This window comes from Streptomyces sp. NPDC038200 (genome assembly GCF_055600785.1).
Window position 1 is genome coordinate 82,542 of the sequence record NZ_JBVJYH010000025.1, and the last position, 20,639, is coordinate 103,180.

Below are 20,639 nucleotides of genomic sequence, written 5' to 3' on the forward strand. Positions count from 1 at the left end.
CCCCTCGATCGGTGCGGGTCCTCGGGGTCAGCCGGCGCGGCCGATCCGGAGGATGTCGATCCGGCCGCCGCCCTCCCCGAAGGTGGCGACCGGAGTGCCGTGCGCGAACAGGGCGCGCAGGGTGGGCAGGTGCTCGCGCTCGCCGCGCAGGGCGGGGGTGGACACCACGTAGTCGATGTCCCGCCAGCCGTGCGGCAGCGTCCTGGTGACCGCCGGGTCCTGGTCCAGCTTGTAGTGCCAGATGACGCCGGTGCCGGGCCGGTATCCGGCGTCGACGGCGTCCAGCCAGAGCACGCCGTCGGTGACCAGGCGGACCTTGTCGCGGTCGCCGGTGTCCGTCTCGCGCAGCCAGCGCGCGGCGTCGCGGTAGACGCGGTTGTCGTCGGCGGTGGTGGCGAGCCGGTCCTGGTGGTACCAGGTGGGGCCGGCGACGACCGCGGCGGCGAGGACCGCGGCGAGCGCGGCGGCGGGCCGCAGCCGGGGGCGGCCGGGCAGCCGCTCGATCAGGACCTGGACGAGTCCGGCGAGGGTCAGCGCGAGGAAGGGCAGCACCTGCGCGATGTACATCTGCGGCAGATAGCCGCCCGGCCGGAGCGCGACCAGGGCGAGCACCAGGACGCCGAGGGCGGCGGGCCGCAGCCGGCGTACCGGCAGCGCGCACAGCGCGGCCACCGCGCCGCCGATCAGCAGGTACGGGTCGCGGGTGAGCCAGTCCGCGAAGAGCTGGTGGGCGTCGGTGCCGGTCTGGAACGCGGAACCGCTGCCCTCGCGCCCGCCGAGCTGGAACGTGAGCGTGCCGAGCAGCGAGACATGGCCGGCGCCGGGCAGCAGCTCGCCCTTGAGCAGGGCGTACAGCGGATAGAACAGCCCGGTCAGCACGAAGCCGGAGAAGAAGCCGGCCAGGGAGAACTTGCGGGTGCTGGAGTGGCTGCCCTGCCACATCGCCACCAGCAGCACCGGCAGCAGCACGCCGATGGTCTCCTTGGAGAGCACCGCGAGCGCGAAGGACATGCCGGCCGCGACGTGGTGCCACAGGTGGCGGCGCGGCGAGAGGGCGAAGGCGAACGCGGCCAGCGCCCACAGGACGGCGAAGTTGTCCAGGTAGATCTGCCGGTGCAGGACCACCGCGAGCGGTGACAGCGCATACAGCAGGACGGCGCCCGCGGCGGTGGGCCGGGCCAGGCCGAGCCGGCGGCCGACGACGTGGACGAGGACGCAGGTCACGGCGGCCACCGGGAGCATCGCGATCCGGCCCTGGACGAACGTGGGCAGGTCGGGCAGGAGCAGATCGGGCACCCAGGAGACGGCGGAGAGTTGTATCCAGCCGAGCGGCGGGTGGTCGTACCAGTAGGTGTAGTGCGCGAGTTCCCCGTGCCGGACGGCCCAGGCCTGCGCGAGATAGGTGCCCTCGTCGTCATTGGGAAACGGGTATTTACCGATTCCCCACGCGCGTACCACGAGCGCGATGATGATTACCGGCGCAATCCAGAAATAATCCGCCCGAAACAATGTGCGGCGTACTGCGGTCCGGTCCTGTTGTGAATTCTCCGCCTCCGGCCGGAGAACAACGGCAGTCCCCATGCGGAATCCCCCACCCCCACTTATGGCCCGACACAGCCCAGGGAACTCCCCCTCGAACCCCCTGGAAATCGGGCAGGCCGCAGCATCATGGCACAGGTCGACCACCCCGATGTGCGGAACCTAAGACTCCGCTCGTGCCCGGAGGCCACATTGCCGGAGAAAAGGTGAACCTGCTAACTTCGCTGGAAAGCTCGCTGCGATCGTTTTCCGATCATGCAGGAAATACCTCCGGAACACCGGGGGAAGTACCGTCCGAAGGGCCCGGGGGCAACCGGGGGGTTGAGAGGGGCCCGAACGATCGCGTTCCGCTGCGCGAGCACGAGGAAGACCAGGGAACCGAGGGGGGAATTCGTGGTCTCCGCTGTCCTGTTCATAGATTCCGTCGTCCTGATGATCGCCGCCGGTGTCACGTTGTGGTGGATGCTCCATGCCTGGCGCACCCCGGAGACACTGGAGTCGACGGCGTTCGCCGAGCCCGACGGCAAGCCCGGCCTGTCCTTCTCGCTGCTGGTCCCGGCCCGGCACGAGGAGGCCGTCCTGCGGCACACCGTCGAGCAGATGCTCCGCATCGACCATCCGTCCTACGAGATCCTGGTGATCGTCGGCCACGACGACCCGGGCACCGCCGCCATCGCCGAGCAACTCGCCCTGGAGCACCCGGAGAAGGTCCGCACGGTCGTCGACACCCACGAGGTGAAGAACAAGCCGCGCGCCCTCAACACCGCGCTGCCGCACGCCCGCGGCCAGGTCGTCGGGGTCTTCGACGCCGAGGACGTCGTCCACCCCGAACTGCTCGGACACGTCGACTTCGCCTTCCGGCGCGAGAACGCCGACGTCGTCCAGGGCGGCGTCCAGCTCATCAACTACGAGAGCAGCTGGTACAGCCTGCGCAACTGCCTGGAGTACTTCTTCTGGTTCCGCAGCCGGCTGCACCTGCACGCCCGCAAGGGCTTCATCCCGCTCGGCGGCAACACCGTCTTCGTCCGCTCCGAGCTGCTGCGGGCCACCGGCGGCTGGGACGGCAACTGCCTCGCCGAGGACTGCGACCTGGGTGTACGGCTGTCCAGCGGCGGCGCCAAGGTGGTCGTCGCCTACCACTCCGCGCTCGTCACCCGCGAGGAGACACCCGACTCCCTCAAGGGCCTCTACAAACAGCGCACCCGCTGGAACCAGGGCTTCCTCCAGGTGCTGCGCAAGGGCGAATGGCGCCGGCTGCCCGGCGTCGGCCAGCGGCTGCTCGCCCGCTACACCCTGAGCACACCGTTCGTGCAGGCCGCGACCGGCGTGATGATCCCGCTCGGCATCCTGGCCGCGCTGATCGGCGGCGTACCGCTGCCGTTCTCGCTGTTCGCCTGGCTGCCGATGATCCCGATGGCCGCGATGGTGGTCTTCGAGGCCGTGGCACTGCACGACTTCGGCAAGGCGTACGGCTTCCGCATCGGCGTCCGGCACTACGTCAAGCTCATCGCCGGCGGGCCGGTGTACGCGGCCGTCCTGGCCGCCGCCGCGCTGCGCGCCGTGTGGCGCGAGTACACCGGGCGGCACGACTGGGAGCTGACCTCCCACGTCGGCGCCCACCTGCCCGTGCAGACCCCGCAGCCCCAGGAGGCCCGGTGACGGCGCTGCCCGCCGACGTGTCGATCGTCGTCCCGACGTTCAACGAAGCCGACAACATCCACGCGTTGCTCACCCGCATCGCCGCCGCCGTCCCGGACGGTCTGCGCGCGGAGGTGGTCTTCGCCGACGACTCCACCGACCACACCTGCGCGGTGATCGAGGAGGAGGCCGCGCACCACCCCTTCCCCGTGGTCCTGCACCACCGGCCGGAGCCGGTCGGCGGTCTGGGCGGCGCGGTGGTGGAGGGCTTCGGCCGCGCCACGGCACCCTGGATCGTCGTCATCGACGCCGACCTCCAGCACCCGCCCGAGCTGGTCTTCGAGCTGATCGCGCGGGGCGAGTCCACCGGCGCGGAACTGGTCGTGGCCAGCCGCTACACCGCCGGCGGCGACCGCGGCGGTCTGGCCGGCGGCTACCGCAAGCTGGTCTCCAGCTCTTCCACCCTGCTGACCAAGTCCCTGTTCCCGCGCGCCCTGAGCGGGCTCACCGACCCGATGAGCGGCTTCTTCGCCATCCGCCGTACGGCGGTGGACCGGGCCGCCGCCGAGGACGAGGGCCTGCAGCCGCTCGGCTACAAGATCCTGCTGGAACTGGCCGTACGCTGCCGTCCGCGCGGGATCGCCGAGGTGCCGTACGCCTTCGGGGAACGGCACGCGGGCGCGTCCAAGTCCACGGCGAAGGAGGGCATGCGCTTCCTGCGCCATCTGATCACCCTGCGCACCGCCGACCCACGGGCCCGCGCGGTCGTCTTCGGGCTGATCGGCCTGTCCGGTTTCGTCCCCAACCTCGTCCTGCTGTGGCTGCTGACCCGCACGGCCCCCGAACTGCCGTACGTGCCCGCCGAGATCATCGCCAACCAGGCCGGGCTGCTGTGGAACTTCGCCCTGATCGATTCCTTCGTCTACCGCAACCAGCGGCGCCACCACCGGCGGGCGGTGCGGCTGCTCTCCTTCGCGGCCGTCGGCAACGCCGACCTGGTGGCCCGGATTCCGCTCGCCGCGCTGTTCATCGCGGGCGGGGGCATGACGGCACTGCCGGCGACCGCGCTCAGCATGGCCATCGTGTTCACGGCCCGCTTCCTGGTCGTGGACCGCTGGCTGTACCGGCGGCTGCGCGTCCGGGCGACGGCTCCCGTGGCCGTGCCGGGCGCGGTGGAGCCGGTGCCGGATCCGGTGCCGGACCCGCTGGGCTGACCGTCCCGCCCGTCCGCCCGGTCCGGCCACAGCGGACCGGACGGACGGGCGGACGGCCTGTTCAGGAAGCCGTCAGCTTCGCCCGGAGGCCCTCCGGGTCCGTCACCGGCAGATCGCAGACGAAGCCGCGGCAGACGTACGCGGTCGGCGCGCCCCCGACGAGGACGCGGTCGGCGAGCAGCGGGAACTCCTCGCTGTCCGGGGTGCCGCAGGCGACGACGGCGCCCGGGGCGGCGCCCAGCAGTGCCGTACGGTGCAGGGCGGCCGTCCGCTCGTCGTCCAGGGCCGGTCCGACGACCGCCACCTCGCGCGGCCCGTCGAGCAGCGCCTCGGCGACGGCCAGCCCCCACCCGATGAACCGGGGCACGCGCGGCCCGAGTGTCCTCACGACCCCCAACGCCCGCTCGGCCGCGGCCCGGTGGGGCTCGGAGCCGGTGTGGGCGGCGTAGCTCAGCAGGGCGCCGGCCGCGGCCGTCCAGCCGGAGGGGGCGGCGTTGTCGGTGGGGTCCTGGGGGCGGCGGATGAGCTGTTCCGCGTCGGAGGCGGTGTCGTACAGGGCACCGGTCTCCGGGTCGGTGAAGCGGGCGACCACGTGGTCCAGCAGCAGTCCGGCGAAGTCGAGCCAGACACCCTCCCCGGTCACCGAGGCGAGCGCGAGGAAGCCCTCGGCGACGTCGGCGTAGTCCTCCAGCACGCCCGCGTTGGGGCCGACACGGCCGTCCTTGCTGGTGCGGGCGAGCCGGCCGTGGTCGTCCAGGTGGACGCGGACGAGCAGGTCGGCGGCGCCGAGCGCGGCCTCGGTCAGATCGGGCCGGCCGAAGTAGGCGCCGGTCTCGGCGAGCGCGGCGATCGCCAGCCCGTTCCAGGCGGCGACGACCTTGTCGTCCCGGCCGGGCGCGGGGCGTTCCCGGCGCGCGCGGAGCAGCCGCTCCCTGACGGACGCGACCTTCGCGGCGTCGAAGACTCCTTCGGTCTGCGGGAGCTGGAGGACGGACTGCCCGTGCTCGAAGGTGCCCTCGTCGGTCACGCCGAAGTACTGGGCGGCGAGGTCCCCGTCCGCGTCGCCGAGGGTGGCGCGCAGTCGCTCGGGCGTCCACACGTAGTACGCGCCCTCGACGTGCCGCCCGCTTCCGTCGTCGCTGTCGGCGTCGAGCGCCGAGGCGAAACCGCCTTCGGGCGTCCGCAGTTCGGCCACGAGGAAGTCGGCGGTCTCCAGGGCGACGCGCCGGGCGAGGTCGGAACCGGTGGCCCGCCAGAGATGAGCGTAGACACGGCACAGAAGGGCGTTGTCGTACAGCATCTTCTCGAAGTGCGGCACGGTCCAGTCACGGTCGACGGAGTAGCGGGCGAAGCCGCCGCCGAGCTGGTCGTAGAGGCCGCCGCGGGCCATGCGCTCGCAGGTGTCCTGGGCCATCTGGAGGGCGCCCTCGGCGCCGGTGCGCGCGTGGTGCCGCAGCAGGAACTCCAGCACCATGGACGGCGGGAACTTCGGCGCGCCGCCGAATCCGCCGCGCTGCGGGTCGTACTCGCGGGTGAGCCCGAGGAGGGCCTGCGCCAGTTCCTGTTCGCCGGGTGCCTCGGTGCCCTGGTGGCTGATCTCCCGCTGGGCGAGATCGCGGACGATCTTCCCGGCGATCTCGTCGACCTCGTCGCGCCGGGTGTCCCACGCCTGCCGGACGCCCTCCAGCACCTGCCGGAAGGAGGGCATGCCGTGCCGGGGCGCGGGCGGGAAGTAGGTGCCGAAGTAGAAGGGCTCGGCGTCCGGGGTGAGGAAGACGGTCATCGGCCAGCCGCCGTGGCCCGTGGCGGCCTGCACGGCCTCCATGTAGACGGCGTCCACGTCCGGCCGCTCCTCACGGTCGACCTTGACGCTGACGAAGTTCTCGTTGAGGTGGTCGGCGGTGACCCGGTCCTCGAAGGACTCGTGCGCCATGACGTGGCACCAGTGGCACGCGGAGTATCCGACTGACAGCAGAACGGGTACATCGCGCCGTTTCGCTTCTTCGAACGCCTCGGGTCCCCACGGCCACCAGTCGACCGGATTATCAGCGTGCTGAAGCAGATAAGGCGAGGTCGTACCAGCCAACCGGTTCATAAGACCCAGCCTCTCACAGCGCCTGGCACGGCCGACGGAGCCTTCACAGGATCGCTCGGCTCGGCTGAATTGCACTGGTGAGCCATCACGTGGTGGGCGGCCTCATTCCCTCCTGGCCGGGCGGCCGGATACCTCGGAACGACGCCCTGGACGCCGCCGCGGGCCCCGACTGGAACGCGGACACGGACTTCGATGTCCTCTCCAGGACGTTCCGCTCACCAACCGCCGTCCGGACGTCATTGTCTACCGGGCGGAGACCATCGACCTCACACCTACCCGCCCCGAGCACGTACTCCTGGTCGTCGAGGTCGTGTGGCCCGGATCGGAAACCACGGACCGGATCGTGAAGGTCGACCAGTACACCAAGGCCGGCATCCCCTTCTACTGGCGGGTCGAACAGGCCGCCACCGGGGTCCCGATCGTCTACACGTACGTTCTCGACCCCGCCACGAAGACCTACGGAGACGGCGAGATGTTCACCGGCACAGTGAAGGCCACCGCACCCTTCTCCGTCACAGTCGATCTTGGGGTCGTGTAGGAAACGGAGAAGTCACTCCGCTTCCCCCGTCGGGGTCGCCTCCGTGGCGGTCCTGGACGAAGGTGGCTACGAGATCGTCCGGCGCGACACCGTCCGCGACGAGTACGCGGCCACCACGGCGACCAGCATCAACGCCATCGCCCGCGACCTCACCCTCTGGTGGGCCACCCGCAACTTCCCCGGACGGCCGACCAGACAGGCCAGCGAGCTCTGGAACACGACCTGGATGCAACCATCGCCGGCACCCTCAGGCACGGCACGGACACCCACAACTGCTCGTCGCCCGTTACGGGCGATCAGTGCGTGACATGCTTGGCGAGCTCCTCGAACGTCTCCTTGTCATGCCTGCGCGCCGCGCGTACGGGGACGTCGCATGGGCCAGCCGGTTCGCCATGACCCCGTCCTGCCGCACCACCCGCACAGCGGGCGTCAGGCCCAGAGGGTGACCTCCGGTTTCGCCGTGCCCTCGCACCGGCCGGGGCGTCGTCAGCCCGTGGGCTCGCCGTGCCGCTCCTCCGCGGGCTCGGGGACGGCGTAGAAACGCATCAGCACCGGGCGGGCCCCGTCCGGGGCCTCCTCGCGCGAGCGGGTGTACCGGTCGAGCAGCGCGTGGTACTCGCGCAGGAAGTCGTGAAGTTCCTCCCTGGTCATCCAGGTGCCGTGGCGCTGGACCTGGGCCCAGCCCTCGGGGCCGCGGTACTCCTGGTGGGCTCGCCGGTAGAGGGCGGTGTCGAACTCGATCTTCAGGTGGGCCAGCTCGGCGGCTGCCGCGTACTCGTCGGGGGCCATGGTGGCCGGGTCGGGCGTGGTGTGCCGGAACGGCAGCGAGCGCCACCAGCGCTCCCGCCCGCCGGACTTCTCCGGGATCTCCTCGATGAGCCGCTGTTCGGCGAGTTTGCGCAGGTGGTAGCTGGTGGTGCCGGAACTCTCGCCGAGTTCGCGGGCGAGGACGGTGGAGTTCGCCTCACCGTGCCGGCCGAGGTAGTCGAGGATCCGGCGGCGCAGGGGGTTGCCGAGGGACTTGTAGAGAGCGGTGCGCTCCAGGCTGGTCATCTCGGGCAGGCCGTCGGTCATGGGCTCACGGTAACCCCGGGCACCCCCGAGACACCCTGAGCCGTCCCTGACGTCTGCCGATTTTTCTTTGCAGAGATTTCTCTGCGGTCTACGGTGGGGGCAGTGACGGATCGGAGCGAGGACCGGGGGCCGGGATGAGGAAGTGGACACTGATCCTGCTGGGGGCGGCGGCGGCGGTGCTGGTGCCGTGGACCGCGGTGCTCGCGATGACGCTGCCGAGCAGCACCCGCGTCCACCACTGGTCGCTGGCCTGGATCGGCCTGGACGTCCTCCTGGCCACGGGCTGCGCCACGACCGCCCTGCTCGGCCTGCGCGGCGACCCCCGGGCCCGCCTGACGGCCTCGGCGACGGCGAGCGCGGCCGTCCTGGACGCCTGGTTCGACATGACCACCGCCCATACCGGCACGGCCCTGCTCCAGGCCGCCGCGTGCGCGGTGGCGGAGGGGGCGGTGGCGGGGGTCTGCGTGGCGCTGGCGCTGTCCAAGGGGCGCGGGCGTGCGGAGCCCCGGTAGCCGCCCTCCCGGCGCGGTCGCCGCCCCGGCACACTTCCCCCACATCCCGTCGATCGTCACCCTCTCGCGCTGCCGCCTCCCTCCAAGGACACTCGTACGCGACAGAGTTGCCGCCGGAGGGGGACGGGACATGCGGGACGGCCATCGGGCGGAGGCCGAGCAGTTGCTCGGGCGGGCGGTCGAGGAGGAGGTACGGCGCTCGGGCGGGCGGATCGACGGGCAGGTGCTGTTGTCGCGGGCGCGCGAGGCGCTGGACGCGATGGCGGGGGCGGCCGTCGAGGAGTACGAGGCGTACACCCGCGCCCTGGACGAGGCGGACGCCGGGCGGCTGACCTTCGGGCAGCGCTACGCCCGCGCGGGTGCCGGAACGGCCCTGCTGGTGGCTGCCGTTGCCGCCGTCGCCGCCGCCGTGGCCGACCTGACCCTGGGCACCGGCACGGGCACGGCCCTCGGCGCGGGTGTCACGGCGGCCGCGGTCGGCGCGGCGACCACGGTGGTGAAGGTGGCCGGTACGCATCTGCCCGCCGCCCACCACCGTGCGGGCGCGGCCGGCCAGCCGGGCGGCCCGGAGCAGCTGCGGCTGCAGTGGCTGACCGCGCTGGACGTCCGGGGCATCCGGCCGTTCCTCGACCAGCAGCGGGTGCTCAGCGCCTCCACCGGCGCGAAGAAGGGCGGCGGCCCGGCGCTGCGCGGCACGGACAAGAGCGCGGCGGCCCGCAGGCGTTCGGTGCTGGAGCAGTCGTTCGGGCAGCTTCCGGACGCCGAAGGTCCGTTCGCGGGGCGGCGGGCGGAGCTGGGGCGAATCCGGCAGTGGGCGCAGGCGGCGCGCGCGGCCACCGAGACCCGGCCGACGGTGGTCGTGCTGCACGGCGAGCCCGGCTCCGGCCGGACCACGCTCGCGGTGCGCGCGGCGCACGAACTGCGGGACCACTTCCGGGGCGCGGTCGTGGTGAACCTGCGCGGGGGCAGCCGGGAGGAGGCGCCGCTGGCCACCCGGGACGCCCTGCTGCATCTGCTCAACCGGCTGGGCGCCCCTCGCGAGCAGCTGCTGTTCCGCGAGCGTTCCGCCCCCGACCAGCAGGTCAAACGGCTCGGCGAGCTGTACCACCGGCATCTGACCGGGCTGCCGGTGACGATCGTGCTGGACGACGCCTCGGACCCGGAGCAGGTGCGCGCCCTGGTGCCGGAGCACTCGGACAGCCTGGTGCTGGTGACCAGCCGTACGGCTCTGGCCCTGCCCGGGGACCTCCAGGCCTGGGTGCACGAGCTGCCGGTGCGGGCGCTGGACGGGGCGGGCGCGGAGGAACTGCTGACCGCGGCGGCCGAGGACGCGTCGGGGCCGTACGACGCCGAGTCCGCCGACCGGGTCCGCGGGCTGTGCGGGGGCCTGCCGCTGGCCCTGCGGATCGCGGGCTCCGCGCTCGGCCCGCGCTCGCCGCGGCAGCTGGCCACGGACCTGGGCGCGTACGGCCCGGTGGAGCCGGTGGAGCGGGCCCTGTGGCTGCGCTACACCGACCAGTCCGAACCCACCCGCCGGCTGCTGCGCAGGCTCGCCCTGGCGGGCCGGGCCTCGCTGGGCACGGCGGCGGCGTCCGCGCTGCTCGGCACCGACGAGGCGGAGGCCACCCGGCACCTGGTGGCGCTGGCGCGGGCGGGACTGATCGACCATGTGCGCGGCAACCGCTACCGGCTGCACGACCTGGTGCGGGCCTTCGCGCACGCCCGGCTGCTGGACGAGGAGGACCCGGCCGAGCGCGCCGCGGCGCAGGAACGGCTGATCGTGAACTACGCGGAGCTGGCCGACTCGGTGCTGCGCCTGGTCGACGGGAACATGTCCACGCGGTCGAACCAGTTCGGTTCGCACGGCTTCCCCTCGCTCGACGAGGCGCTGCGCTGGCTGGACGACGAGTCCAGTTTCATCACGGCGGCGCTGCGGCACGCGGAGGGCGTGGACCAGGGCGCCGTGCTGAACCTGCTCGGCGCGCTGTGCGACTACTGCCTGCTGCGCGGCGACCTGTACCGGCTCGGTGAGATCAGCGAGCTGGCGCAGTCGGTGGACCAGGGCCTGCTGGTGCGTTCGGTGCAGTGGCGTACCGGCATCGCGGCCCGGCAGCTGGGCGAGCTGGACAAGGCGCGCGCCACCCTGGCCTCGGTCGTGGACCTGTACCGGGAGGCGCACCACGACGCGGGGGCGGCCCGCGCGCTGTGCTCGCTCGGGATCACGCTGCACCACCAGGGCAACCTCCAGGAGGCGGCGGCCAAGCTGCAGGAGGCGCTGGATCTGCAGACGGCGCCGGAGCTGGCGACCGACCGGGCGTGGACGATGCACGCGCTGGCGGCGGTCCAGCGGGACCGGGGCCGGCTGGCGGAGGCGCTGGACCTGCTCACCCGCTCCCTCGTCCAGCACCGCGAGGGCGGCTCGCTGCACGGCGAGGCCTGGGCGCACTTCCAGCTGGGCCAGCTGGCGCTGCGGCTGGGGGACGTACCGCGTGCGGAGACGGAGCTGCGGGCCGCCCTGGAGCGGTACGGCCGGACGCACGACGCCCGCGGGGAGGCATGGGCGCTGACCCAGCTGGCCCGGGCCCGGCTGGTGGCCGGCGAGGCGTCCGCCGCCGTGGAGAGCCTGCGCCGCGCGGTCGTCCGGCACCGGGACAACGAGGACGTGCGCGGTGAGGCCTGGACGCTGTACTACCTGGGCCAGGCGCTGGAGGAGACCGGCGAGCTGGACCAGGCGGTCCGGGACCTGGAGCGGTCGCGGACGATGTTCTCCCGGATGCGGGACGTGTACGGCCTGGCCTGTGCCCGGCACCACTCGGCGCGGGCGACCCGGGACCAGCGGGCCGCGCAGACCGGATCGCTGCGCAACTCCGGTTTCGCCCGGCAGCTCCTGGTCGACGCGCGCGCCGACTTCCAGCGGATCGGCGTGGCCCACGGCGAGGCCTGGACCTGCCTGGAGCTGGCCGTGGTGGACGCGGGCAACGCCCGTACCCCGCAGGCACTGGCGCTGTGCGACGAGGCGCTCGCCCTGTTCACGGCCTACGGCGACCGGCGCGGCGAGGACTGGGCCCGCTTCCTGCGCTGCACCCTGCTGCCGTACGCGGCGCCGGGCGGGGTGGAGGTGGGCACGGCGGTGGCCGAGGAGGAGCTGGCGCAGCTGGCCCGCGCCACGCATCCGCTGCGCGACGAGAAGCTGGGCGACTACGTCTCGGCCTACGCCCTGCTGCTGGAGCGGGGCGTCCAGCTGGAGGCCGGCTGGCAGGCATGGCGGCTGCGCATGACTCCGGACCGCCACGCCCGTGAGGTGATGGGGGTGGCGGTACCGGCGGAACGGTGACCCGGGACCGGCCCTGTCCGGGCCGGCCCCACCTGGGTCGGCCCGGGCGAGCCGCCGGGTCGGCCCGGTCGGGCCGTCCGGTCAGCTCTGCCGAGCCGTGGAGTCGGCCTTCGTGCCGGCCGGCTCCGCTCCGGCGTCCGGGGCCTCCTTGAAGTCGACCTTCTGCATGTGCTTGCTCATCGACTTCATCAGGCCCCACACGGCCAGGGCCATCACCGCGAAGACGATGAAGCCGAGGACACCGGGGGTGACCTTGTTCTCGTCGACCTCCTTGGCGAGGGGGACGAGGTGCGTCACTGCCAGGCTCACGCTTGCGCTCATGTCAGGCATTGTCCCGGATGCCCGCGAAGAGGTCGTCCTCGGGGAGGGAAGTGTCGACGAGGGACTTCGCCAGCTCGTACTCCTCCGTCGGCCAGACCGCCTTCTGGAGCTCCAGCGGCACCTTGAACCAGCCGCCGTCCGGGTCGATCTGCGTGGCGTGGGCGATCAGCGCCTTGTCGCGGATCTCGAAGAAGTCCGCGCACGGGATGTGGGTGGTCAGCGTGCGCTCGGTGCGCTCCATCTCGTTCCACCGCTTGAGCCACTCCCCGTACGGCGACTCCAGGCCGCGGTCGAGCATGGCCTGGTGCAGCGCCTCGGTGCGGGGGCGGTTGAAGCCCTGGTTGTAGTACAGCTTCAGCGGCTGGTAGGCGGGGCCGAACTCGCCCTCGGGGTACTTCTCGGTGTCCGCCGCGCCCTCGAACGCCACCATGGAGATCTTGTGGGTCATGATGTGGTCGGGGTGCGGGTAGCCGCCGTTCTCGTCGTAGGTGGTGATCACCTGCGGGCGGAAGGAACGGATCTTCCGCACCAGCTCACCGGCCGCCTTGTCGACGTCCTCCAGGGCGAAGCAGCCCTCGGGCAGCGGCGGCAGCGGGTCGCCCTCCGGCAGGCCGGAGTCGATGAAGCCGAGCCACTCCTGCTTGACGCCGAGGATCTCGCGGGCCTCGTCCATCTCCTTGCGGCGGACCTCGTGGATGTTCTCCTCGATGTACTTGTCGCCCTGCAGCTTCGGATTGAGGATGGAGCCGCGCTCTCCGCCGGTGCAGGTCACCACCAGCACATCCACTCCCTCGGACACGTACTTCGCCATGGTGGCCGCGCCCTTGCTCGACTCGTCGTCAGGGTGCGCGTGAACGGCCATCAGTCGCAGCTGGTCAGTCAAGACTCAATCCTTGGTAAGTCGGCGCCCCGGTTCGTGGGGCATTCAGCAGGGGCCGTCCCGAAGGGACGTCGTTGCAGGGGTGGCGGTCGGGCGGCGGTCGAGAGGCTTCTATAGTGACCGAATCGGGGGGCGAATAATTCCGCGGAGAGGACGATCATGAGTACCGCGAGCACGCGACTGCCCGAGGGTCGCTACGGCCGCTCCTCGGACGAGCGCGCCGACCGCAAGCTCAAGATCGCCGGCTCGGTGCTGGGCGCGGCCCTGCTCGCACTGATCGGCTACTTCGCCTACCACTACGTCGCGCAGAACGAGATCAGCGCCGAGGTCATCACCTTCCAGGCGTCACAGGACACGGTCAAGGCCCATCTGGAGGTCCGCAAGGACGCCGGTGCCTCCGGCTACTGCACCGTGCGGTCCCAGTCGGCCGACGGCGCCGAGGTGGGCCGGGCCGACTTCCGCTTCTCCGGGTCCGCCACGCGGATCGACCGGGTCGTCACGCTCCGCACCACCGCACGGGGGACGACGGCCCAGCTGCTGGGCTGTCACACCGACTGACGTCCGGCGAGGGCGGCCCCGCTTCACCCGGAATGCGTAGGCTCCGACCTGCATTGATGTGATTCTGATGGCTTATGTCCTCCCCCTTCCGCCCGCGAATTGTTAGGCTCGTGGTTTCGCCCATCCAAGAGGGAACATTCTTCTGGGTAGGGCGATGCTTTGTATTCCCAGTACCGACGAGGAGCACCCTGTGACCCAGACCAGCGAGAACGTCACCTGGCTGACCCAGGAGGCGTACAACAAGCTCAAGGACGAGCTTGAGTACCTTACTGGTCCTGCGCGCACGGAGATCGCCGCCAAGATCGCGGCTGCGCGCGAGGAGGGCGACCTGCGCGAGAACGGCGGGTACCACGCGGCCAAGGAGGAGCAGGGCAAGCAGGAGCTGCGTGTGCGCCAGCTGACCCAGCTGCTGGAGAACGCCAAGGTGGGCGAAGCTCCGGCCTCCGCGGACGGTGCCGTCGCGCCGGGCATGGTCGTCACGATCGCCTTCGACGGTGACGAGGACGACACGCTGACGTTCCTGCTCGCCTCGCGCGAGTACGCGAGCGCCGACATCGAGACGTACTCGCCGCAGTCACCGCTCGGCGCGGGCGTCACCGGCCACAAGGTCGGTGAGGACGCCGAGTACGAGCTGCCGAACGGCAAGAAGGCTTCGGTGCGGATCCTGAAGGCCGAGCCCTACGTGGGCTGATGCAGGTCTCCGGTTCGCTGTGCGCCCCCGGCCGCCCTCAGGGCCGCCGGGGGCTTCATCGTGTGCGCGGCGCTCAGGCGGTGGCGGAGCGGTACTTGCGCACGGCGAGGGTGCGGAACACGGCGATGATCAGGACCGAGTAGATCAACGAGGCCCAGACCGGGTGCTCCATCGGCCAGGCGCCCGAACCGGACCGCCCGGGGTTGGCGAACAGCACACGGGTCGCCTGGACGGTCGCGCTGAACGGGTTCCACTCGGCGACGTGCCGCAGCCACGGCGTCATGTTGCCGGTGTCCACGAACGCGTTGGACAGGAAGGTCACCGGGAAGAGCCAGACCAGCCCGCCGGAGGTGGCCGCCTCCGGGGTCCGCACCGACAGACCGATCAGCGCGCCGATCCAGGTGAACGCGTACCCGAGCAGGAGCAGCAGACCGAAGGCGGCGAGGACCCTGCCGGCGTTCGTGTCGCCGTCGGAGCCGGCCCGCCAGCCGACCAGCAGCGCGACCAGGGCGAGGACCAGCACGGTGAGCGCCGTCTGCACCAGGTCGGCGAGGGTGCGGCCGGTCAGCACCGCGCCGCGCGCCATGGGCAGGGAGCGGAAGCGGTCGATGAGGCCCTTGTGCATGTCGTCGGCGATGCCGGCACCGGATGCCGCGGTGGCGAAGGTGACGGTCTGCGCGAAAATGCCGGCCATCAGGAAGTTCTTGTAGTCCAGCGCGCTGGTGCTGGCACCGATCTTCATGGACCCGCCGAAGACATAGGTGAAAAGCACCACGAACATGATCGGCTGAATGAGCCCGAAGATCATCATTTCGGGGATTCTCGACATGCGGATCAGATTGCGTCCGGCGACGATCAGCGAGTCCCGGACGGACCGGCCGAAGGGGTTGCCGGGCGCCGCGACGGGCCCGGCCTCGGTGGCGGCACTCATTTCACGGTCTCCTTGTCGTTCCGCTCGTCCCGGCCGGCGGTCTTCGCCGCATGTCCCGTCAGGGACAGGAAGACGTCGTCGAGGGTGGGACGGCGCAGTCCGATGTCGTCTATCCCGACGCCTCGCGCGTCCAGCTCGCGGATGACCTCGGCGAGCAGCTTGGCGCCGCCGGTGACGGGCACCGTGAGCTTGCGGGTGTGCTCCTCGACCGTGGTCTCGCCCTTGCCGAAGCCGCGCAGCACCTGCGCGGCGGTCGCCATGCGGTCCCGCTCGTGCACGACGACCTCGACGCGCTCGCCGCCGGTGCGGGCCTTGAGCTGGTCGGAGGTGCCCTTGGCGATGACCCGGCCGTGGTCGACGACCGCGATGTCGTGGGCCAGGTGGTCGGCCTCTTCCAGATACTGCGTGGTGAGCAGCAGCGTCGTACCGCCGGAGACGAGCTGTCTGATGACCTCCCACAGCTGCTGGCGGTTGCGCGGGTCGAGGCCCGTCGTCGGTTCGTCCATGAACATCACCGGGGGCGAGACCACGAGGGCCGCGGCGAGGTCCAGGCGGCGGCGCATGCCTCCGGAGTAGGTCTTGGCGGGGCGGTCGGCGGCATCCGTGAGGTGGAACTGCTCCAGCAGCTCCGCCGCGCGGGCCTTGGCCGCCTTCGCCCTCATCTGGTACAGCCGGCCGACCATCTGCAGGTTCTCCCGGCCGGTCAGATATTCGTCGACCGCCGCGAACTGGCCGGACAGGCCGATGGAGCGGCGCACGGCGTCGGGGTGCCGCAGGACGTCCACGCCCGCGACGACGGCCTTGCCGCTGTCGGGGCGGAGCAGGGTGGTCAGGCAGCGGACCGTCGTCGTCTTGCCGGCGCCGTTCGGCCCGAGCAGGCCGAGGACCGTGCCCTCGGGCACATCGAGGTCGACGCCGTCCAGTGCCCTTACGTCGCCGAAGGTCTTCACCAGTCCTTCGGCATGGATGGCACCTGGCATGTCTGTCTCCACGTCGTCGGGGATAGAGGGGTGCGGGATCGTCGTGCGGATTCCGCACCGAGGTGGGCGCCCGCCTGGTTCCGCCCGCCCTGTGCCCGCGGGCGTGCGCCACCGTCGGACGTCCGCACCCTTCCGCGGCGTCCGCCGACGGCGACGGCCGTCTCCGTGGCCGCGGGCAGGCGGGCCGGCGAGCACACGAGAGACCATAACGCGATGTATCGCGTTGCTCAATGCATTTCACCCGGACAGGTGGCGATGACGTGTGCTCGGCGCGCCGTGCGCCGGGGGTCAGTCGATGACCGTGTAGCCGGCGTCCCGCAGGGCCTGGCCGAGCTCCAGGCAGTGCACCGGGCCCTTCGTCTCCAGGTGCAGCTCCACCTCCGCCTCGCTGAGCCCGAGCCGCGGGTCGGTGCGGACGTGGCTGACGTCGAGGACGTTGGCGTCGACCGCCGACAGCACGCCGAGGAGCGTGGCGAGCGCACCCGGCCGGTCCGTCAGCCGCAGCCGCACGGCCAGGTAGCGGCCCTGCGCGGCCATGCCGTGCCGCAGCACGCGCTGCATCAGCACCGGGTCGACGTTGCCGCCGGAGAGCACCGCGACGACCGGGCCCCCGAAGGTGTCCGGCGCCGCCAGCAGCGCCGCGACCGGACTCGCCCCGGCCGGCTCCACGACCAGCTTGGCCCGCTCCAGGCAGAGCAGCAGCGCGGCCGACAGCTGGTCCTCGCTGACCGTGCGCACCTCGTCGACCAGCTCCTCGACGATCGCGAACGGCACCACACCCGGCCGGCCCACCTTGATGCCGTCGGCCATCGTCGCCGGGCTCTCCAGCGACACCGGCCGGCCGGCGGCGAGCGAGGGCGGATAGCAGGCGGCACCCTCCGCCTGCACACCGACGATCCGGACGTCCGGCCGCAGCGCCTTCACCGCCACCGCGATACCGGCCGCGAGCCCGCCGCCGCCCATGCCGACGACGACCGTGCGCACCCGCGGGCACTGCTCCAGGATCTCCAGGCCGACCGTGCCCTGGCCGGCGATCACGTCCGGGTGGTCGAAGGGGTGGATGAACACCGCGCCCGTCTCGGCCGCGTACTCCTGGGCGGCGGCCAGTGTCTCGTCCACCACCTGTCCGTGCAGGCGCACCTCGGCGCCGTACTCCCGGGTCGCGCTGATCTTCGGCAGCGGTGCGCCCTTCGGCATGAACACCGTCGCGTGCACGCCCAGCAGCGAGGAGGCCAGTGCCACACCCTGCGCATGGTTCCCGGCGCTCGCCGCCACCACACCCGCCGCCCGCTCCTCCGGGAGCAGCCCGGCGATCCGCACATAGGCGCCGCGCAGCTTGAACGAGCCGGTCCGCTGCAGGTTCTCGCACTTCAGGTGCACCGGCGCGCCGACCAGCTGGGACAGGTGCCGGCTGCCCTCCATCGCCGTCACCCGTGCCACACCCGAGAGCATCTTCTGGGCGCCGCGCACATCGTCGAGGGTGACGGAACGCAAGGAGTCGGCCGTGCGGTAGCTCATGCCTCCAGCATCGCAGTTCACGTTTGCGCCCGACGGGTGTGACCAAGCTGCGAGACCGGTTTGCGCAGCGCCGGTACGGCCCGGCGCCGGGCCGCGTACCCTGTCCCCCAACCCAGCAGCCCTTCATGAAGCGAGCCTCCGGCCATGCCCACAACACCTGAAATGTCGATGGACATGACGACCGTCGGTGACACCGGTCTTCTCGACACCCTCCAGCACGAGGTGGCGGTGTTCGCCCGCCGTGCCGAACAGACGCGGCTCGGTGGCGTCGGCCAGGTGCGCAACTCCATGGACCGCGCCGCGTACCTGCTGCTCAACCGCCTCGACAAGGAAGGCCCGATGGGCGTCAAGGCGCTCGCCGCGAGCATGGGCATCGACTCCTCCACGGTCACCCGGCAGGTGGCGCCCCTGGTCGACACCGGGCTCGTCAAGCGCACCTCGCACCCCGAGGACGGGCGTGCGGTGGTGCTGCAGCTGTCGCCGCGCGGCGCGGCCCGGCTGGAGGAGGTCCGCTCGTCCCGGCGTCAGCTCATGGCCGAGCTGACACACGACTGGGCGCCGGAGGAGCGCGAGCAGTTCTGCACGCTCCTCACTCGCTTCAATCACGCGCTGTCCGCGCGGATGACGGTGCAGGGCGTTCCGGCGGCGGAGCAGCCGCCGGCCTCCTGAACCGGGTGCTCTACCGGACGGCTCCGGAGTCTTGACCCCGGGCCGCCGCTGGCCTCATATGAGACCGGGTCCGGACGGGCCCCGTCGGGGGGAGGCGCGGTGCGTGATCGGCAAATGGCCCGCGATGTCCGCCGGGCCCGGGAGTTCGAGTCGTTCGTCGCGGGCGCGGCCGGGCGTCTGCTGCACGCCGCCACCCTGCTCACCGCCGAGGCGCCGGACGCCAACCCGCGCGCGCGACGCCTGCTGACGCTGACGCTCGCCCACACCTACGCCCGCTGGGACCGGCTGCGCGGGGAAGACCCCTACGACTGCGCCCGCCAGTACCTCGCCACCCGTTTCGCCCGCACCACCTGGCACCGGTACGGCGCCTTCGGCCGCGCCCGCCCGGATCCGGGCGCCCCGCTCGCCGCGCTCACGCCCCGGGAACGGCTGATCCTCGTCCTGCGGCTCTACGAGGGGGTCGCCGAGGAGCAGGCGGCGGCCCTGCTCGGCCTGCCGGCGGAACGCGTCCACACCCTCTGCGACCGGGCGACGGCCACCGTGCTGCACCCCGCCCGGAAGCCGGCCCCGCGGGCGGTGGGCGCGAAGGCGGCGGCGCCGTGAGAGGCGCGGGGCGGGCCGCTTCGCCGGGCGGGGCCACGCGGAGCCGCGGGGGCGGCCCGGGGAGGGCGGGGTGAAGCGGAGCGAGCGGGAGGCCGCCGTGCGGCGGATCATGGAGCGGTCCGTGGCGCCGGTGCCGCCGGACATGTGCGGCGACGCGGTGCGCCGCGGGGAGCGTCTGCTGCGCCACCGGCGGTTCGTCCTGCGGGTGCTGTGGCTGCTGGCGTGCGCGGCGGTGGTCGCGTTCGCCGTGTGGGCGGCCGACGCCCGCCCGTGGGTGGAGCCGCCCTCGCAGACGACTCCACCGATCAGCGGCTGGTGACCCCGGCCGACTGCCGGCCGAGAGCCTGGATGACCCCGGCCGACTGCTAGCCGAGGGCCTGCTTGAGGTCCTCCAGCAGGTCCTCGACGTTCTCGATGCCCACCGACAGGCGCACCAGGTCCGCCGGGACCTCCAGCTGGGAACCGGCCACGGACGCGTGCGTCATCCGGCCGGGGTGCTCGATCAGGGACTCGACGCCGCCGAGGGACTCGCCGAGGGTGAACACCTTGGCGCGGTTGCACACCTCGAGCGCGGCCTGCTCGCCGCCCTCGACCCGGAACGACACCATGCCGCCGAACGCCTTCATCTGCTTGACGGCGACGTCGTGGCCGGGGTGGTCGGGCAGCCCGGGGTAGCACACGCCGGTCACGCGCGGGTGCCGGGTCAGCATGTCGGCGATCTTCGTGGCGTTCTCGCTGTGCCGGTCCATGCGCACCGCGAGGGTCTTGGTGCCGCGCAGCACCAGCCAGGAGTCGAAGGGGCCGGCGACGGCGCCCATCGCGTTCTGGTGGTAGGCCAGCTCCTCGCCGAGTCCCTGGTCGGAGACGATCAGCGCGCCGCCGACCACGTCCGAGTGGCCGCCCATGTACTTCGTGAGCGAGTGCACGACGACGTCCGCCCCGAGGGACAGCGGCTGCTGGAGGTAGGGAGTGGCGAAGGTGTTGTCGACGACGAGCTTGGCGCCGCCGTCGTGGGCGACCTGCGCGACCGCGGCGATGTCGGTGATACCGAGCAGCGGGTTGGAGGGGGTCTCCACCCAGACGGCCTTGGTCTTCGAGGTGATCGCGGCCCGGACGGCGGCCGGGTCGCTGGTGTCGGCGACCGACCACTCCACGCCCCAGCGGGTGGCGACCTTGGCGAAGAGCCGGAAGGTGCCGCCGTAGGCGTCGTTCGGGATCACCACGTGGTCACCGGGGGTGAGCAGCGTGCGCAGCAGGGTGTCCTCGGCCGCCAGGCCGGACGCGAAGGCGAGGCCGCGGCGACCGCCCTCCAGCGCGGCGAGGTTCTCCTCGAGAGCGGTCCGGGTGGGGTTGGCGCTGCGGCTGTACTCGTAGCCGCCGCGCAGTCCGCCGACGCCGTCCTGCTTGTAGGTCGAGACCTGGTAGATCGGCGGGACGACCGCGCCGGTGAGGGGATCCGCGGTGTTGCCCGCATGGATCGCGAGGGTCTCGAAGTGGTCACTGATATGCCTGTCGCTCATGTGCATCGAGCGTAGTGCGCCCGG

General features: G+C 72.1%; 18 protein-coding genes and 2 pseudogenes. 11 read left to right on the plus strand and 9 right to left on the minus strand.

From position 1 onward, the window contains the following. Nucleotides 1–27: 27 nt before the first annotated feature. On the minus strand, nucleotides 28–1,458 hold the full coding sequence (locus tag ACZ7KF_RS36120; RefSeq protein WP_471084997.1) for an ArnT family glycosyltransferase: 1,431 nt from the start codon (nucleotides 1,456–1,458) through the stop codon (nucleotides 28–30). 513 nt (nucleotides 1,459–1,971) lie between these two features. Here ACZ7KF_RS36120 and ACZ7KF_RS36125 point away from each other — a divergent pair. Both ACZ7KF_RS36125 and ACZ7KF_RS36130 read left to right on the plus strand, forming a co-directional pair. Further along, nucleotides 1,972–3,198, plus strand: a complete 1,227-nt coding sequence (locus ACZ7KF_RS36125; RefSeq protein ID WP_471085121.1) for a glycosyltransferase family 2 protein — start codon at nucleotides 1,972–1,974, stop codon at nucleotides 3,196–3,198. After that, nucleotides 3,195–4,391, plus strand: coding sequence for a glycosyltransferase (locus tag ACZ7KF_RS36130; protein ID WP_471085000.1), 1,197 nt, complete (start codon nucleotides 3,195–3,197; stop codon nucleotides 4,389–4,391). The genes ACZ7KF_RS36125 and ACZ7KF_RS36130 overlap by 4 nt, the downstream gene beginning before the upstream one ends. 61 nt (nucleotides 4,392–4,452) lie before the next feature. Here ACZ7KF_RS36130 and ACZ7KF_RS36135 read toward each other — a convergent pair whose 3' ends face one another. Further along, nucleotides 4,453–6,486, minus strand: coding sequence for a thioredoxin domain-containing protein (locus ACZ7KF_RS36135; protein WP_471085003.1), 2,034 nt, complete (start codon nucleotides 6,484–6,486; stop codon nucleotides 4,453–4,455). Nucleotides 6,487–6,626: 140 nt separating this feature from the next. Here ACZ7KF_RS36135 and ACZ7KF_RS36140 point away from each other — a divergent pair. Both ACZ7KF_RS36140 and ACZ7KF_RS36145 read left to right on the plus strand, forming a co-directional pair. Next, nucleotides 6,627–7,024: pseudogene (locus tag ACZ7KF_RS36140) on the plus strand (Uma2 family endonuclease); the annotation flags it as partial. Between the two features lie 25 nt (nucleotides 7,025–7,049). Continuing rightward, nucleotides 7,050–7,232: pseudogene (locus ACZ7KF_RS36145) on the plus strand (hypothetical protein); the annotation flags it as partial. A gap of 278 nt (nucleotides 7,233–7,510) precedes the next feature. On the opposite strand, the gene ACZ7KF_RS36150 reads toward ACZ7KF_RS36145, so the two are convergent. Continuing rightward, the gene (locus ACZ7KF_RS36150) at nucleotides 7,511–8,098 is read right to left on the minus strand and encodes an ArsR/SmtB family transcription factor (RefSeq protein WP_471085005.1); all 588 of its coding nucleotides are present in this window, start codon (nucleotides 8,096–8,098) and stop codon (nucleotides 7,511–7,513) included. A gap of 134 nt (nucleotides 8,099–8,232) precedes the next feature. Between ACZ7KF_RS36150 and ACZ7KF_RS36155 the strand changes: the two genes are divergently transcribed. Together ACZ7KF_RS36155 and ACZ7KF_RS36160 are read left to right on the plus strand one after the other, a co-directional pair. Beyond that, nucleotides 8,233–8,610 carry a hypothetical protein gene (locus tag ACZ7KF_RS36155; RefSeq protein ID WP_471085008.1) on the plus strand — a complete coding sequence of 126 codons (378 nt, stop codon included), beginning with the start codon at nucleotides 8,233–8,235 and terminating at the stop codon, nucleotides 8,608–8,610. A gap of 130 nt (nucleotides 8,611–8,740) precedes the next feature. Beyond that, nucleotides 8,741–11,944, plus strand: coding sequence for a tetratricopeptide repeat protein (locus tag ACZ7KF_RS36160; RefSeq protein WP_471085011.1), 3,204 nt, complete (start codon nucleotides 8,741–8,743; stop codon nucleotides 11,942–11,944). An 81-nt stretch (nucleotides 11,945–12,025) separates the two neighbouring features. Here ACZ7KF_RS36160 and ACZ7KF_RS36165 read toward each other — a convergent pair whose 3' ends face one another. Together ACZ7KF_RS36165 and mca are read right to left on the minus strand one after the other, a co-directional pair. Further along, on the minus strand, nucleotides 12,026–12,274 hold the full coding sequence (locus ACZ7KF_RS36165; protein WP_471085014.1) for a hypothetical protein: 249 nt from the start codon (nucleotides 12,272–12,274) through the stop codon (nucleotides 12,026–12,028). Then, nucleotides 12,267–13,148, minus strand: a complete 882-nt coding sequence (gene mca / locus ACZ7KF_RS36170; protein WP_471085017.1) for a mycothiol conjugate amidase Mca — start codon at nucleotides 13,146–13,148, stop codon at nucleotides 12,267–12,269. Before mca ends, ACZ7KF_RS36165 begins: the two co-directional genes overlap by 8 nt. A 156-nt stretch (nucleotides 13,149–13,304) precedes the next feature. On the opposite strand from mca, the gene ACZ7KF_RS36175 reads away from it, so the two are divergent. Then, nucleotides 13,305–13,703: a DUF4307 domain-containing protein gene (locus tag ACZ7KF_RS36175; protein ID WP_471085020.1), complete on the plus strand. Its 399-nt coding sequence runs from the start codon at nucleotides 13,305–13,307 to the stop codon at nucleotides 13,701–13,703. Nucleotides 13,704–13,893: 190 nt separating this feature from the next. Next, nucleotides 13,894–14,394, plus strand: a complete 501-nt coding sequence (greA, locus tag ACZ7KF_RS36180) for a transcription elongation factor GreA (protein ID WP_225826927.1) — start codon at nucleotides 13,894–13,896, stop codon at nucleotides 14,392–14,394. Nucleotides 14,395–14,467: 73 nt separating this feature from the next. Here the strand turns inward: greA and ACZ7KF_RS36185 are convergent, their stop codons facing one another. The 3 genes from ACZ7KF_RS36185 to ilvA form a co-directional block, all read right to left on the minus strand. Then, nucleotides 14,468–15,325 carry an ABC transporter permease gene (locus tag ACZ7KF_RS36185; protein WP_471085024.1) on the minus strand — a complete coding sequence of 286 codons (858 nt, stop codon included), beginning with the start codon at nucleotides 15,323–15,325 and terminating at the stop codon, nucleotides 14,468–14,470. After that, nucleotides 15,322–16,305, minus strand: a complete 984-nt coding sequence (locus tag ACZ7KF_RS36190; protein WP_471085027.1) for an ATP-binding cassette domain-containing protein — start codon at nucleotides 16,303–16,305, stop codon at nucleotides 15,322–15,324. Before ACZ7KF_RS36190 ends, ACZ7KF_RS36185 begins: the two co-directional genes overlap by 4 nt. A 288-nt stretch (nucleotides 16,306–16,593) precedes the next feature. Next, nucleotides 16,594–17,823 carry a threonine ammonia-lyase gene (gene ilvA / locus ACZ7KF_RS36195; protein WP_471085030.1) on the minus strand — a complete coding sequence of 410 codons (1,230 nt, stop codon included), beginning with the start codon at nucleotides 17,821–17,823 and terminating at the stop codon, nucleotides 16,594–16,596. Nucleotides 17,824–17,985: 162 nt separating this feature from the next. Here ilvA and ACZ7KF_RS36200 point away from each other — a divergent pair, with 162 nt between their 5' ends. From ACZ7KF_RS36200 to ACZ7KF_RS36210, 3 genes are all read left to right on the plus strand, one after another. Continuing rightward, entirely contained in the window at nucleotides 17,986–18,492 is a 507-nt protein-coding gene (locus ACZ7KF_RS36200; RefSeq protein ID WP_225826950.1) for a MarR family winged helix-turn-helix transcriptional regulator, read from the plus strand. Nucleotides 18,493–18,591: 99 nt separating this feature from the next. Continuing rightward, a complete protein-coding gene (locus tag ACZ7KF_RS36205) occupies nucleotides 18,592–19,095 on the plus strand; it encodes a sigma factor-like helix-turn-helix DNA-binding protein (protein WP_471085033.1) in 504 nt (167 codons plus the stop codon). A 70-nt stretch (nucleotides 19,096–19,165) separates the two neighbouring features. After that, entirely contained in the window at nucleotides 19,166–19,414 is a 249-nt protein-coding gene (locus tag ACZ7KF_RS36210; RefSeq protein WP_471085036.1) for a hypothetical protein, read from the plus strand. A gap of 46 nt (nucleotides 19,415–19,460) precedes the next feature. Here the strand turns inward: ACZ7KF_RS36210 and ACZ7KF_RS36215 are convergent, their stop codons facing one another. Further along, complete coding sequence (locus tag ACZ7KF_RS36215; protein WP_471085039.1) at nucleotides 19,461–20,615, minus strand: cystathionine gamma-synthase; 1,155 nt, start codon at nucleotides 20,613–20,615, stop codon at nucleotides 19,461–19,463. Between the last annotated feature and the right edge of the window lie 24 nt (nucleotides 20,616–20,639).